Below are 14,884 nucleotides of genomic sequence, written 5' to 3' on the forward strand. Positions count from 1 at the left end.
GACACCCCTCTTTTTTTATGCAAAAATTTCGGGTATCTCATTAATTTTAAATCCCCAAATGCTAGGTAAAAAGAAATACACGAGTAAGCTTATTAGAAAAATAGAAAATAGGTTCATCCATAACCCGGTTTTTATCATGTCTGGAATTTTTAGATAGCCTGATCCAAAAACTACAGCATTTGGTGGTGTAGCAACAGGAAGCATAAAAGCACAGGATGCAGCAAGGGTGGCACTTATTAAAAGTAAGTAAGGATGAAGCCCCATCGCTAAAGCCATAGGCGCTAAAATAGGTAGTAACATGGCCGTAGTAGCAAGGTTAGAAGTGACCTCGGTAAGAAAATTAACCGCAGCTACAAGAATTAAGATCAACAAAAATAGTGGTAAATGCTGTAGGTAGGTAAGTTGTTCGCCTATCCAGGTGGCCAGCCCCGATTCACTAAAACCTTTTGCCAGTGCCATTCCTCCGCCAAAAAGTAAAATAATTCCCCATGGAATTCTTACCGCTTCATCCCAATTTAATAGAGGTTTTGTTCCTTTTCCTGACGGAATGATAAAAAGTGCTATCGCAGCAATAATAGCTATTATAGTATCATCTATGAAAGGTAGAAAGGGCTGAATTAAAAAGGATCTTGTGATCCAGAGAAAAGCGGTACAACCAAAAATAATAAGTACTCTTTTTTCCTGTTTGCTTATTTTTCCTAAAGACTTTAGGAGTTTGGTAATTTCGGCCTTTCCGCCTGGAAATTCAGTTTTATCAAACTTGAATGCAAAACTGGTGAGGTATTTCCAACAGATAAACAATAAGAAAACCGAGATAGGAATCCCTAACATTGCCCATTTTAGAAAACTGATTTCAATGTTATATAGTTCTTCAACTATTCCAGCAAAAACCAGATTGGGAGGTGTTCCAATTAGTGTTCCAATTCCGCCAATTGATGCACTATAGGCAATAGCCAACATAAGGGCTTTGCCAAAAACCATAGGTTCATTTTCCTCGCTAAAAGGATTGTTTTTTAATTGACTAATTATTGCGGTGCCAATTGGCAGCATCATTACTGATGTTGCGGTGTTGGATATCCACATAGAAAGAAATGCAGTGGCAATCATAAAGCCTAAAATGATGAATTTTATCTTGCTTCCAATCAGGTTAATGATATTCAGAGCAATTCTTCGGTGTAAATCCCATTTTTCTATAGCTACAGCAAGTATAAACCCGCCCAGGTATAAAAACACATATTTATGACCAAAAGCAGCAGTTGTGGTTTCAATATTTAAAGCTCCGGTTAGGGGAAACATGACAATGGGCAGCAAAGCGGTAACCGAAATTGGGATAACCTCGGTGACCCACCATAATGCCATCCAGATGGTGATGCAAAGAATATCAAATGCTGCCGGGGGCATAGATTCTGGAGCACCCAGTATTTGAAGTATAAAAAATAACAATGGCCCTGCTATTAAAATCAGGGCTCTTAAAAATTTATTCATTAGATAAGGTTCTCAAGGAGCTGCCAAGATATTAAATTTAATAAAATGGAAACTTTATTTGATTAAAACCTATTCTTTAACTTTAGTGCTTGATAATGGAGATTTATTCCGGTACTATCGGGACAAATCTCCATTATCGAAAAAATTTTAACTTATGAAAATGTTAGAAATTAAAACCGCTCTGCAAATTGCAAAACCAAAAGCTGAGGTTTTTGAATCAATCAGGGACCCCGAGAAAATGAAGCATTATTTTATCGAGGAAAGCTCCGGGATGATGGAAGAGGGGAAATCAATTAGCTGGAAATTCCCGGAATTTAATGAATATGTGCCGGTAAAGGTGTTAAAATTAGTTCCCTATGAGTTTATCTCATTTGAATGGGAAGGAGCAAAAGATAAAATCCTTCTGGTTGAAATTAGGCTTGTGCAGATTTCCAATTCCAATACGCTGGTAAAAATAACCGAAGGAGCAATAAAAGCCGATGATTTTGGGATTCAATGGTTTGGAAGAAATACCGAGGGTTGGGCCAATTTTTTGGCTTGTTTAAAAGCTTACCTGGAATTTGGAATTAATCTAAGAAAAGGTAGCTTCGATTTTATAAAAAAATAAATTGATGTCTTATTTAAAAGAAACCTGTGTAGAGACTTTGGAGCAGGCCATAATTGCAGAAAAAAATGGCGCCAATAGAATTGAACTTTGTGCCAATTTAGAGTTGGATGGCTTAACACCTTCAAGAGAATTGATTGGTTTAGTCAAGTCTCAGTTACAAATACCGGTGCACGTGATGATTAGGCCCCGTGGAGGTGATTTTAATTATAATAGTGCTGAAATTGAACAAATGGCCAGTGACATTGCTTTTTGTAAAGAAATTGGGGTAGAGGGTGTAGTACTGGGCATGCTGGCAAATGATAAAACGGTAGCTATTGAACCCATTGAAAAATTGGCAATAATAGCAAAGCCCATGAAGTGTATATTTCATAAAGCTATTGATGAAACCCGCAATATTTTGGAATCGGTGAAGTGTTTAAGAGAAACCGGACTAATTAGTGGTATTCTAACTTCAGGCGGAGAAAGTACTGCTATAAAGGGGCTTTCTCAACTCAAGAATATACTACTGGAGGCTGGAGATATGCAGGTTATTTGTGCAGGAAAAATAACCGATGGAAATATCGAAGAATTACACCAAAAAATTGGAGCCAAAGCTTATCACGGCAAAAGGATTGTTCCGGGGTTGGAAAAATAATTTATAATCTAACTTTTTAAGTTCCTGAAAAAAAGAAAAACCCGCTTCAATTAAGAAACGGGTTTTTTAATAGGTTGTTATGGCTGGGCCATTACATCATTCCGGGCATACCTCCGCCCATTCCACCTGGCATTCCGCCACCGCCTTTGTCTTCTTCTGGAAGATCAATAAGCGCGCATTCGGTAGTTAAGATCATTCCGGCAACAGAAGCAGCGTTTTGAAGGGCAACTCTAGTTACTTTCTTAGGATCTATAATTCCGGCTTTCATCATATCTACAAAAGTGTCGGTTTTTGCATCGTAACCAAACTCTTTTTTACCTTCAAGAACTTTATTGATTACAACAGAAGCTTCGCCACCGGCATTTTCTACGATGGTTCTAAGTGGAGCTTCAATAGCTCTAACCACTATTTGAACTCCTGTTGCTTCATCATCATTTTCAGCTTTTACTTTGGCAAGAACAGCCTGAGCTCTAACTAAAGCAACACCACCACCGGCAACAATTCCTTCTTCTACAGCCGCACGGGTTGCGTGAAGGGCATCATCTACACGGTCTTTCTTCTCTTTCATCTCAACTTCTGAAGCTGCACCAACATAAAGTACGGCAACACCACCAGCTAATTTAGCTAGACGTTCCTGAAGTTTTTCTTTGTCATAATCTGAAGTAGTGGTTTCGATCTGAGCTTTGATCTGGTTTACACGTTCTTCAATTTGCTTGTTATCACCAGCACCGTTTACAATAGTAGTATTGTCTTTATCGATAGCTACTTTTTCAGCAGTACCCAGCATATCTATGGTAGCATTTTCTAAAGAGAATCCTCTTTCTTCAGAAATTACGGTACCACCGGTTAAAATAGCGATATCTTCTAACATTGCTTTTCTACGATCTCCAAATCCTGGAGCTTTAACGGCAGCAATTTTAAGAGAACCACGTAGTTTGTTTACTACCAGGGTAGCAAGGGCTTCGCCGTCAACATCCTCAGCAATAATTAAAAGTGGCTTTCCAGATTGTGCTACCGGCTCAAGTACTGGAAGCAAATCTTTCATGGAAGAGATCTTTTTGTCGAACAATAAAATGTACGGATCTTCAAGATCTGCAGTCATTTTCTCTGAATTTGTCACAAAATAAGGAGAAAGATAACCACGGTCAAACTGCATACCTTCCACCACTTCTACGTGTGTTTCGGTACCTTTAGCTTCTTCTACAGTAATTACACCTTCTTTTCCAACTTTGCCAAAAGCCTTGGCGATAAGATCACCTATATGCTCGTCGTTATTTGCTGAAATAGAAGCTACCTGCTTTATTTTTTCTGAAGAATCACCAACTTCTTTGGTTTGCTTTTCTAAATCTTTGGTAATGGCCTCTACGGCTTTATCTATACCTCTTTTTAGATCCATTGGGCTTGCACCGGCAGCAACGTTTTTAAGGCCTTCTTTTACGATAGCCTGTGCCAACACAGTAGCAGTGGTAGTACCATCTCCTGCAAGATCATTGGTTTTAGAAGCAACTTCCTTAACCATTTGAGCCCCCATGTTTTCTAATGGGTCTTCAAGTTCAATTTCTTTTGCTACTGTAACACCATCTTTGGTTACGTTTGGTGCCCCAAAAGATTTGCTTATTACTACATTTCGTCCTTTTGGACCTAAAGTTACTTTTACGGCATTTGCCAATGCATCTACACCGCGCTTAATTCCGTCGCGAGCTTGAATGTCAAATTTTATATCTTTTGCCATTGTTAGTTATATTTTGTTATTTCCGTTAAAACGGAAATCTAATTGTTAATATTTATTTTAAACCTTTCCTTAAGCGGGGGAAAAGAAGTTTACACTATTGCAAGTATATCGTCTTCTCTCATCATTAAATAATCTGTCCCATCCAGTTTTAATTCTGTACCGGAATACTTTCCATAAAGTACAGTATCTCCAACTTTCACAGTCATTTCATGATCTTTAGTACCCTTGCCTGCTGCTACTACTTTACCACGTTGTGGCTTTTCTTTAGCTGTTTCGGGAATATAAATTCCAGATGCCGTTTTAGTTTCGGCTGCCTCGGGCTCAATAAGAACTCTATCTGAGAGCGGTTTAATGTTTAGTCCCATTTTTTTATAAATTTATTTAGGTTAATTAATATTTAAATAAGCGATAAGGCCTATTTCTAAAATTATGCCACCTCGTTTTTACTGCCATTTACCAATAAAAAATGCCAGCTTGTCATAAGCTGGCATTTGTAAATTGTATAAAGAATAAAGCCTTTATTGAGCGCTGTCAGATTCTGTTGACTGTCCTGGCATTTGTGCCGGTGGAGTTGTAGTGTTTTGAGGCATAGAAGCTTCGTCAAATACTTTTGATTCACCATAACCGGCATCGTCCATAATGGTTACGTTAGAAAGTAAAATAAGGACTAATAAAAGGGTAGCCAGGGTCCAGGTACTTTTGTCTAAAAAGTCTCCGGTCTTCTTAACGCCACCTACTTGTTGTCCACTACCGCCAAAAGAGGAAGATAATCCTCCGCCTTTAGGATTCTGTACCATAATTACCACTACCAGTAAAAAGGCTACAATAACTATCAATGCTAAAAAAATCGTGAATGTGCTCATTCTTGCTTTGTATTATTTTCTTGTAATTTTTCGATCGCTCGAATTTGGTCAGCAAAGAAACCACTTTTTTCGGGATTTTTCAAAATTAATATTTTATATGCCTGAATGGCTTTTTTATAATTTTTTTGTTCTAAATAAACCCTTGCTAAAGTCTCTGTCATCAAGGACTCGGGTGGGGTGGCATTGGTTTCTGCAAGATTTGATTTATTGGTAGGTTGGCCGGGTTTTATTTTAGGGCTTTTGGAAATAAACCTATCAATAAGTTCAAATTTTTTATGCTGAAGTTCATTTTTTTGTGATTCTTCTTTTTGCTCCTCTCTTTGTATGGGTTGTGCTGAAGTAAGCCTAAGCCATTCAGAAAATGAATGTGATTCTGAAGCGTCAAATTCAAGGGGTTTGCCTAATTTCAATTCATTATTCCCTGAATTTGTTTTTTGGGAAGTTTCAGTATTTTTTGGCTTTTCAGAAAACAGCTCCGGATCCATCACCTGTTCAGATTCCGATTGCTGCATTTTAATAGCTTCACCTATAGCCATACTTCTTTTGGCAAAAACCTCTTCGGGTTCAAAAACCGTGATGTTTCGTAATTGTTCTTCCTGATCCTGGATTTGCCTGGCTATTTTATTCTGATTAAATTCTTTGGAAGTAATAAAATCAAAGAGCACACTGCGGTTTGTAGTAAAAGCAGCCGTTTTTTTTAACGCGCTGTTGTAACTAAATTCCTGATGTTCTTTTAAACCTTTTAACCTAACGGCACGGGCTGCCTGAAAATACGGGGCTTCTTGAATTATGTTTTCTAACGCAGTGGTTTGATCGGCGGTGATTGTTGCTGGCTGCTGGAGCAATTGTATAAATTCGGTTGTTTGCATAATTACCAATCGGTTAATGCAGCATTAAAAATATCCTGGGTTAAACGAGTATAGATTTCGTTTACCGCAGTTTCTAGAGTACCTCCAACTAGTTGAGCATTGGCAGGATAATCGTAATAAAAAGAAAATCTTCTTTCAAAATCCTTTTCGGGTTCCAGGGTGTTGTAATAACGAACATTTACTGCTATGGTTAGTCGGTTTTGCGCAGCCGTATTATCGGCTGTTGCAGTAATTGGTGCTACGTAAAAATCTATTATTTCACCTTCAAAAATAAGATCGGCATTACTATTTGCCAGGCTTAAATTGGTTTGGTTTTGAATAAGATCCTGTAATTGCAGGGTGAAGGTCCTGTCTATTCCCGGTTCTACCAAATCTGCCTGGTTTTGAAAGAAATTGACCTGAAAGGATTCTGCGGCACCGGTATCTGCACCTGTAAAGGAATAAATTCCACAAGATTGAAATGAAAAAATGAATAAGGCAGATAGAAGAAGAGCAAGCTTTTTCATAAAGTAGGGGACTAAATTACAGGTTGTATTGTTTTATTTTTCTATATAGGGTACGTTCGCTAATGCCTAATTCTTCAGCAGCAGCTTTACGTTTTCCGTTATGTCTTTCCAACGATTTTTTAATAAGCTCCAGTTCTTTATCCTGTAAAGAAAGCGTTTCCTCTTCCTGAATTTCTTCAGCAAAATAATATTTATCTTTTTCCCTGTTGAGTTCAGAGTTAGGACTGTTTTGCGGAATTTGTAATACTTCCAGGTTTTCGTTGCTTAAAGCATCCAGTTCTTCGGCATCTATATCTTCTCCTTCTTCATTATTGCCATATATTTTTTGGATAAGACTTTCGTTTTCATCCTGCACCTTTTGTGTATTTCCACTCTCCATTAGTTTTAAGGTGAGCTTCTTGAGGTCGGTAAGGTCGCTTTTCATATCAAAAAGTACCTTATAAAGAATCTCTCGTTCGTTGCTAAAATCGCTTTCTTTCTTTTTATCGGCAATTACTGCGGGTAAATTGCTGCCAATATTGGGGAGGTATTCTTTTAAACGCTCTGGCCCAATGATACGATCCTGTTCTAAAACCGAAATTTGCTCGGCAATATTTCTTAGTTGCCTAATATTACCGCCCCAACGGTATTTTTGCAGTAAATCAACTGCCTCGTCCTGAAGCTTAATGGTAGGCATTTTATATTTTAGGGCGAAGTCTGAGGCAAATTTTCTAAACAGTAAATGAATATCGTCTTTGCGATCTCGTAAAGGAGGTAGTTTTATTTCTACCGTGCTTAATCTATAATAAAGGTCTTCCCTAAAACGCTCTTTTTTAATAGATTCCTGCATATTAATGTTGGTGGCTGCGATAATGCGAACATCAGATTTTTGTACTTTGGAAGAACCAACTTTTATAAATTCCCCGTTTTCCAGAACACGAAGTAACCTAACCTGGGTAGGAAGCGGTAATTCCCCAACTTCGTCTAAAAAAATGGTACCACCATCGGCTACCTCAAAATAACCGCTACGGGTTTGAGTGGCCCCTGTAAATGCGCCTTTTTCGTGCCCAAAAAGTTCAGAATCTATGGTCCCCTCGGGAATTGCGCCACAGTTTACCGCAATGTATTTGCCGTGTTTTCTGTGGGAAAGTGAGTGGATTATTTTTGGGATACTTTCTTTACCAACCCCACTTTCTCCGGTTACCAATACCGAAATATCTGTTGGAGCAACCTGAATTGCTTTTTCTATAGCGCGATTAAGGCGCTGGTCGTCTCCAATAATCCCAAAGCGTTGCTTTACTGCCTGAATTGATTCCATATACAATACTATTTTTCCTATAAGGATATGTTCTCCTTATTTGAAATAAGCTTAAATTTTAGTTGTTTTCACTATATCCTACTGCTTCGCCAATAAGCGTTGCGCTGGTGCAATCGTTTATTTTTACATTTACAAATTCTCCAACTTTGTAATTCTCTTTTGGAAAAACGGCTACCGTGTTTTGCGTTATTCGGCCGCTCCAGTGTTCACTGGATTTTTTAGACTCCCTTTCTATTAAAACCTCTACGGTAGCGCCAAGGAAGCGTTGCGTTCTATAGTGGTTATGTTCACGTTGTAGTTTCACTATTTCAGCCAGTCTGCGTTGTTTTGTTTCTGCAGGAACATCGTCTTTTAGTTTACGCGCAGCCATGGTGCCCGGGCGTTCAGAATAAGCATACATATATCCAAAATCGTACTTTACATAGTCCATTAAAGATAGGGTGTCTTTGTGGTCTTGTTCGGTTTCAGTTGGAAAACCAACTATTAAATCCTGGGAAATGGAACATTCCGGCATAAGTTCTCTAATATAATCTATAAGTTTAAAGTATTCTTCCCGGGTGTGAAGTCTGTTCATTTCTTTAAGCATCCTATTGCTTCCGCTTTGAACCGGTAAGTGAATATGTTTACATATATTAGGATAAGCAGCCATTACTTCAATTACATCTAAAGTCATGTCTTGTGGGTTTGAAGTAGAGAACCTAATTCGCATTTTTGGCTGTGCTTCAGCAACTAATTTTAGAAGTTGGGAGAAATTAATGGCTGTGGCTTTTTGAATTTCAGAAGCATTTTTAAAATCTTTTTTTAAGCCCCCACCATACCAAAGATAACTATCTACGTTTTGGCCTAAAAGCGTAATTTCTTTAAAACCTTTGTCCCAAAGTTCGTTAACCTCTTCTATGATACTCTGTGGATCGCGGCTTCGTTCCCTTCCACGGGTAAAAGGCACCACACAAAAGGTACACATATTATCGCAACCCCTTGTTATGGAAACAAAAGCTGAAACTCCATTGCTTTGTAAACGAACAGGCGAAATGTCGCCATAAGTTTCTTCTTTAGAAAGGAGTACATTAATAGCATCGCGACCTGCTTCTACTTCGTTTATAAGATTGGGTAGGTCTTTATAGGCATCTGGGCCAACTACAAGGTCTACTATTTTTTCTTCTTCAAGGAACTTCTCTTTAAGACGTTCGGCCATACAGCCTAAAACGCCAACTTTCATCCCCGGGTTTGTTTTTTTAACAGCATTATATTTCTCAAGCCTTTTTCGAACTGTTTGTTCGGCTTTCTCTCTAATAGAGCAGGTATTTACTAAAACAAGATCTGCTTCTTCAAGCTTTTGGGTGGTGTTAAAACCTTCTTTAGCAAGAATGGAGGCTACAATTTCACTATCGCTAAAATTCATTGCACAGCCATAGCTTTCAATGAAAAGCTTGCGATTATTTTCTTTTCTGGGCTCCATTACCAGGGCATTTCCCTGCTTTGTCTCATCTATTTTCTTCTCCATAATTCACAGTTTCCTTTTCAGGATTAAGAAGGGCAAAGATAAGGCTAAAACAGACTTCTGACAAAGTGACAGCAATTTTTTTAATTTTCTAACGCAACCATTTAGTGTTTTTGTTATCTCTATAGGGACTAACCTGATTATTATGAGAAATTTACGCAACTTTTATCTGTTTTCTTTACTCGTTTTAATGGCTTTGTTCGCATCTTGTGAAAAGGAAGAGGCTGGGGAAGATTTTTATAATGTTGCGGTCCCTATTGTTAAGCCTATAGATGAGTTTAGGGCAATGGTTGAAATTTCGGAGCCCAGGGCAATTACCCAGGCGGGTAAAATTTATGCTTATGGTAATTATGTTTTTATAAATGATGATTATAAAGGAGTACATATTATAGATAATACCGATCCACGAAATCCTGTGAAAATTAAATTTCTTGAGATTCCGCAAAACACAGATATCGCGGTAAAGGATGATATGCTATTTGCAAACTCTGCTATGGATATGGTGGTTTTCGATATCAGTGATATGAACAATATTAAGCAGGGAGAGCGCATAGAAAATGTTTTTCCAAACCATAATACCCGTATACCGGCCAATGCGGCTTTTATGGATAGCGATAATTTTAATCCTGAAACCCAGGTAATAGTGGGATATCTTATGGAAACCAGGAAAATTGAGATGGCAAATGATAATGGATGGGTAGCAAACGACAGGGGTGATGCTTTTGAGTTGTCCAATTCTTTTGGAGGTTCGGGGACAGGAGGTTCTTTGGCTAGATTTAATATATACGATGATTATTTATATACTGTAGATCAATATCAATTATCAGTTTTTAATATTTCAGCTTTAGAAAATCCTGAACTGATAAAAACAGAATGGGTAGGTGACGATATTGAAACTATCTTTCAAAAAGATGAGCATCTGTACCTTGGAAGTTCCAGAGGGATGTATATCTATAGTATAGAAGATCCTGCTGCGCCTCAGTTTAGGTCTATGTTTAGCCATATCCTAGGTTGTGATCCGGTAGTGGTAAAAGGTGATATTGCTTATGTAACCATTCGAGGTGGAAATGCGTGCGGACAGCAATGGAGCCAGCTTGATGTGATAGATGTAGCCGATAAGTCCAACCCGCAATTGCTGCAATCTTACGCGATGGAAAATCCGTATGGATTGGGTGTAAAAGATGACTGGTTATTTATTTGCGATGGCAATGCAGGCTTAAAAATTTTTGATACAAAAAATACCCCCAACCTGGAGTTAATAGATCACTTTCCAGACATTAACACCTATGACGTCATCCCTTTAGAGGAAGTGCTCTTAATGGTTGGGGATAATACACTCTTCCAATATACTTATAAAGGTAATGAGATCAATTTACTAAATTCTTTTAGGCTCAATTGATTTTATTTGTTTGGTTATTTAAGGTTACCCCACAAATCCGTGGGGTTTTTTTATGTTGTTCAGAAAAAACTTTTTATTGTGCGAAGTCTTGAATGAGGCTATTTTGCGGCTTATTTGAAGTTGTTTTGTGAAATGCTTTAGGTTGTTAATAAAAAATTGATATACTTTTGCAGCTAGAAAAAAGAGAGTTATGGCAAAGAATTTAGTGATTGTAGAGTCCCCTGCCAAGGCAAAAACTATCGAGAAATTTTTGGGAAAAGATTATAAGGTGGCATCCAGTTTTGGACATATTGCCGATCTTCCTACCAAAGAATTAGGTGTAGATACCGAGGGCGATTTTAAAGCAAAATACATCGTTTCTAAAGATAAGAAAGATGTAGTGAGAAAACTAAAGGGCTTTGCGAAAGATGCTGAAATGGTTTGGCTGGCAAGTGATGAAGATCGAGAGGGAGAAGCTATTGCCTGGCATCTTGCAGAGGAGCTTAAGCTTAAAAAAGAGAAAACAAAAAGAATTGTTTTTCATGAAATCACCAAATCGGCTATTCTTAAAGCTATAGATAACCCAAGAGGGATTAATTATAACCTGGTAAATGCCCAGCAAGCTCGAAGGGTTTTAGATAGATTGGTGGGCTATGAGCTTTCACCGGTTTTATGGAGAAAGGTTAAAGGAGGTCTTTCTGCCGGGAGAGTACAGTCGGTTTCAGTGAGACTTATCGTTGAAAGGGAGCGCGAGATTCAAAATTTTAAAGCGGAAGCTTCCTTTAGAATTGATGCTGAATTCGCTACAGAGCAAGGAAAATCTTTTAAAGCTAAAATTCCAAAGAATTTTGATTCCCGTAAAGAAGCAGAAGCATTTCTTCAGGAAAACCTGGGATCAGATTTTAAGGTGGCTGAGCTTACTACCAAACCAGCTAAAAAATCTCCGGCGCCACCATTTACCACTTCCACTTTACAACAGGAAGCTGCAAGGAAGTTGTATTTCTCGGTAAGCAAAACCATGACTATGGCACAGCGTTTATACGAAGCAGGTCATATTACTTATATGAGAACAGATTCGGTAAACCTTTCAGAAGATGCCAGAAAAGGAGCTAAAGAAGAAATTTTAAAAGCTTACGGAGATAAATACGCTAAATCAAGGCAATTTAAAGGAAAAACTAAAGGCGCACAGGAGGCTCACGAAGCGATTAGGCCTACAAATTTTGCCAATCATTCGGTAAGGGCAGATAGGGATGAGCAGCGCTTGTATGAGTTAATTTGGAAGCGCGCTATTGCTTCACAAATGAGTGAAGCTCAATTAGAACGTACCAATGTTAAAATTGAAGCTTCTAAACACGACAAACTCTTTACGGCTAATGGAGAGGTGTTGAAATTTGACGGATTTCTAAAGGTTTATCTAGAAAGTACCGATGATGAGGAGGCAGAAGAGCAAAATGGAATGCTGCCTGCTTTAAAAGAAAATCAGTCACTTAATAATAAGTATATTACCGCTACAGAGCGATTCACCAGGCCGCCTTATAGGTATACCGAGGCTTCTTTGGTAAAGAAACTGGAAGAATTGGGGATTGGTCGTCCTTCAACTTATGCTCCAACAATTTCTACTATTCAAAATAGAAATTATATTGAAAAAGGATCGGTAGAAGGTACAGAGCGCGAGTATGTGCAATTTGTGCTTAAAGGTGAAAATATTAAAGAAAACAAGTTAACTGAAACCGTTGGTAGTGATAAAGGCAAATTAGTGCCAACTGCTGTGGGGATGGTGGTGAACGATTTTCTTGTAAATCATTTTTCGAACATTCTTGATTATAATTTTACCGCCAAAGTTGAGCAGAGTTTTGATGATATAGCCGAAGGGAATGAAGAGTGGACCCATATGATGAAAGAATTCTATGAAGAATTCCACCCGCAGGTGCTGGATGTTGCCAAAAACGCTGAAAGGGAAGTTGGTGAAAGAATTTTAGGTGAAGATCCTGAAACCGGCAAACCTGTAAGTGTTAGATTGGGTAAATTTGGACCCATGGTTCAAATTGGTTCTGTAGAAGACGATGAAAAACCAAAATTTGCCAGTCTTGGGCCAGACCAAACCTTAGATTCAATTACATATGAAGAAGCGATGGACCTTTTTCAGCTTCCAAAAGAATTAGGGGAGTATAAAGGTGAAAAAGTAGAAGTGAACAATGGTCGCTTTGGTCCTTATGTGAAATTTGGGAAAAAATATGTTTCTCTTGAAAAAGGAGAAGATCCGTTAAACGTAGATTTTGAGCGTGCAATGGAGTTAATAAAAGAGAAAGAAAAAGCAGATGCGCCAATACACCATTACGAAGATATGCCCGTGCAGAAAGGTGTGGGACGTTTTGGCCCTTTCTTAAAATGGAATGGTATTTTTATTAACGTAAATAAAAAATACGATTTTGATAATCTTTCTGTTGAAGATATTGAAACCTTAATTGAGGATAAAAAACGCAAGGAACGCGAGAAATTAATCCATAATTGGGAAGAAGAAGGAATTAGGGTGGAAAAAGCACGTTGGGGAAGATTCAATATTATAAAAGGTAAAACCAAGATTGAACTGCCAAAAACTACCGATGCAGAAAATTTGACTTTACAGGAGGTGCAGGAGATTCTAGAAGAAAAGTCTAAGAAGAAAACCACCAAAAAGAAAGCGCCTGCTAAAAAGACGGCGGCTAAAAAAACTGCTTCTAAGAAAAAAACGACTACCAAAAAGAAGAAATAATATATGGATTTAGACTTTCTGAGTCCCCTTTCTGAAGATTTGCTAAAGGAAATTGCCGGGTTTGGTGAGCATTCTTTAGGTAATTCCATAAAAAAGCATACTTTAGAAGAAGGTTTGCCAGATTTGGAAACTGTACAAGTTGCTGTTGTTGGTGTTAGGGAAAATCGCCTTGGTGATGAAATAGACTTTTTTGATTTTATAGAAGTTAGAAAAGCTTTTTATAGTTTGTATCCCGGAAACTGGGATGTTACCATTGCAGATTTAGGTGATATTGAAAAAGGCGAAACTGTAGAAGATACGTATTTTGCGTTACAGACCCTGGTAGCGCAACTGGTGAAAAAAGATGTTATTCCTATGATTTTGGGCGGAAGTCAGGATTTGGTTTACGCACAATACAGGGCATACGATACCTTAGATCAAATGGTTAATCTTGTGAATATAGATAGTCGTTTTGATTTGGGTGATGCAGAGAGCCCTATAAATAATAGGTCTTATATTAGTAAAATAGTTGTGAATCAGCCTTATAATTTGTTTAATTATTCAAATTTGGGTTATCAAACTTATTTTAATTCTCAAGATGAAATAGAGTTGATGGACCGCCTCTTTTTTGATGCGTATCGTTTAGGTGAGTTAAGTAATAACTTTAAATTGGTAGAGCCGGTAATGCGAGACGCCAATATGGTAGCTGTAGATTTGGCAGCTGTTAGTGCGGCTTCTTCGGGAGCCAGGGATATTGCTTCTCCTAATGGATTTGACGGAAAGGAAATTTGTGCGCTTGCACGCTATGCCGGCATTAGTGATAAAGTAAGTTCCTTTGGTATTTACGAATACGATAATATTAAATACGGAAACCTGGGAGGCATGTTAATGGCGCAAATAATGTGGTATTTTGCTGAAGGGGTTAATTATCGTACCAATGAGAATACTATTTCGGCAAGAAAAGAGTTTATAAAGTATCAGGTTCCTATAGATGATGAAGTGCTTGTTTTTTATAAAAGTCCGGTAAGTGGGCGTTGGTGGATAGAGATTCCGTTTTTGCCACACATAGATACTAAACTTAAAAGAAGCACGTTATTACCTTGCAGTGAGGAAGATTATTTGGAGGCCTGTAATCAGGTAATTCCTGAAAGATGGTACAAAGCAAAAAGGAAAAACGAAGTTTAAAATAAATTTACGCATTAATTTGATTTACTGTATTTTTAACCAAATTATTGTTTTTTAAAAAATAATTAGATAGGTTTACTGCCGTAAATTGAGATG

At 37.9% G+C, this 14,884-nt stretch carries 13 protein-coding genes; 5 read left to right on the top strand and 8 right to left on the bottom strand.

The features are described 5' to 3' along the window. Positions 1-15: 15 nt before the first annotated feature. The gene (locus I6U49_RS02040; protein ID WP_198627394.1) at positions 16-1,485 is read right to left on the bottom strand and encodes an SLC13 family permease; all 1,470 of its coding nucleotides are present in this window, start codon (positions 1,483-1,485) and stop codon (positions 16-18) included. 154 nt (positions 1,486-1,639) lie between these two features. On the opposite strand from I6U49_RS02040, the gene I6U49_RS02045 reads away from it, so the two are divergent. Both I6U49_RS02045 and I6U49_RS02050 read left to right on the top strand, forming a co-directional pair. Then, a complete protein-coding gene (locus tag I6U49_RS02045) occupies positions 1,640-2,092 on the top strand; it encodes an SRPBCC domain-containing protein (protein ID WP_198627395.1) in 453 nt (150 codons plus the stop codon). Between the two features lie 4 nt (positions 2,093-2,096). After that, positions 2,097-2,726, top strand: a complete 630-nt coding sequence (locus I6U49_RS02050; protein ID WP_198627396.1) for a copper homeostasis protein CutC — start codon at positions 2,097-2,099, stop codon at positions 2,724-2,726. Positions 2,727-2,817: 91 nt separating this feature from the next. Here the strand turns inward: I6U49_RS02050 and groL are convergent, their stop codons facing one another. The 7 genes from groL to miaB all read right to left on the bottom strand — a co-directional run bounded on the left by groL (position 2,818) and on the right by miaB (position 9,497). Further along, a complete protein-coding gene (gene groL, locus I6U49_RS02055) occupies positions 2,818-4,458 on the bottom strand; it encodes a chaperonin GroEL (protein ID WP_193710238.1) in 1,641 nt (546 codons plus the stop codon). Between the two features lie 89 nt (positions 4,459-4,547). Next, a complete protein-coding gene (locus tag I6U49_RS02060; RefSeq protein WP_193710239.1) occupies positions 4,548-4,823 on the bottom strand; it encodes a co-chaperone GroES in 276 nt (91 codons plus the stop codon). Between the two features lie 153 nt (positions 4,824-4,976). After that, on the bottom strand, positions 4,977-5,321 hold the full coding sequence (gene secG / locus I6U49_RS02065; RefSeq protein ID WP_193710240.1) for a preprotein translocase subunit SecG: 345 nt from the start codon (positions 5,319-5,321) through the stop codon (positions 4,977-4,979). Then, entirely contained in the window at positions 5,318-6,190 is an 873-nt protein-coding gene (locus I6U49_RS02070; RefSeq protein ID WP_198627397.1) for a hypothetical protein, read from the bottom strand. The genes secG and I6U49_RS02070 overlap by 4 nt, the downstream gene beginning before the upstream one ends. 2 nt (positions 6,191-6,192) lie before the next feature. Next, positions 6,193-6,696 carry an LptE family protein gene (locus I6U49_RS02075; protein WP_193710242.1) on the bottom strand — a complete coding sequence of 168 codons (504 nt, stop codon included), beginning with the start codon at positions 6,694-6,696 and terminating at the stop codon, positions 6,193-6,195. Positions 6,697-6,712: 16 nt separating this feature from the next. Beyond that, positions 6,713-7,993 carry a sigma-54 interaction domain-containing protein gene (locus I6U49_RS02080; RefSeq protein ID WP_193710243.1) on the bottom strand — a complete coding sequence of 427 codons (1,281 nt, stop codon included), beginning with the start codon at positions 7,991-7,993 and terminating at the stop codon, positions 6,713-6,715. A 58-nt stretch (positions 7,994-8,051) separates the two neighbouring features. Then, complete coding sequence (gene miaB, locus I6U49_RS02085) at positions 8,052-9,497, bottom strand: tRNA (N6-isopentenyl adenosine(37)-C2)-methylthiotransferase MiaB (protein WP_198627398.1); 1,446 nt, start codon at positions 9,495-9,497, stop codon at positions 8,052-8,054. Between the two features lie 142 nt (positions 9,498-9,639). Between miaB and I6U49_RS02090 the strand changes: the two genes are divergently transcribed. The 3 genes from I6U49_RS02090 to I6U49_RS02100 all read left to right on the top strand — a co-directional run bounded on the left by I6U49_RS02090 (position 9,640) and on the right by I6U49_RS02100 (position 14,788). Next, positions 9,640-10,893, top strand: coding sequence for an LVIVD repeat-containing protein (locus I6U49_RS02090; RefSeq protein WP_198627399.1), 1,254 nt, complete (start codon positions 9,640-9,642; stop codon positions 10,891-10,893). A 190-nt stretch (positions 10,894-11,083) separates the two neighbouring features. Then, positions 11,084-13,624, top strand: a complete 2,541-nt coding sequence (gene topA / locus I6U49_RS02095; RefSeq protein ID WP_198627400.1) for a type I DNA topoisomerase — start codon at positions 11,084-11,086, stop codon at positions 13,622-13,624. A gap of 3 nt (positions 13,625-13,627) precedes the next feature. Continuing rightward, positions 13,628-14,788, top strand: a complete 1,161-nt coding sequence (locus tag I6U49_RS02100; RefSeq protein ID WP_198627401.1) for a formimidoylglutamase — start codon at positions 13,628-13,630, stop codon at positions 14,786-14,788. Positions 14,789-14,884 lie beyond the last annotated feature (96 nt).

The sequence above is a fragment of the Salegentibacter maritimus genome (assembly GCF_016236915.1).
GTDB classification, from domain to species: domain Bacteria; phylum Bacteroidota; class Bacteroidia; order Flavobacteriales; family Flavobacteriaceae; genus Salegentibacter; species Salegentibacter maritimus.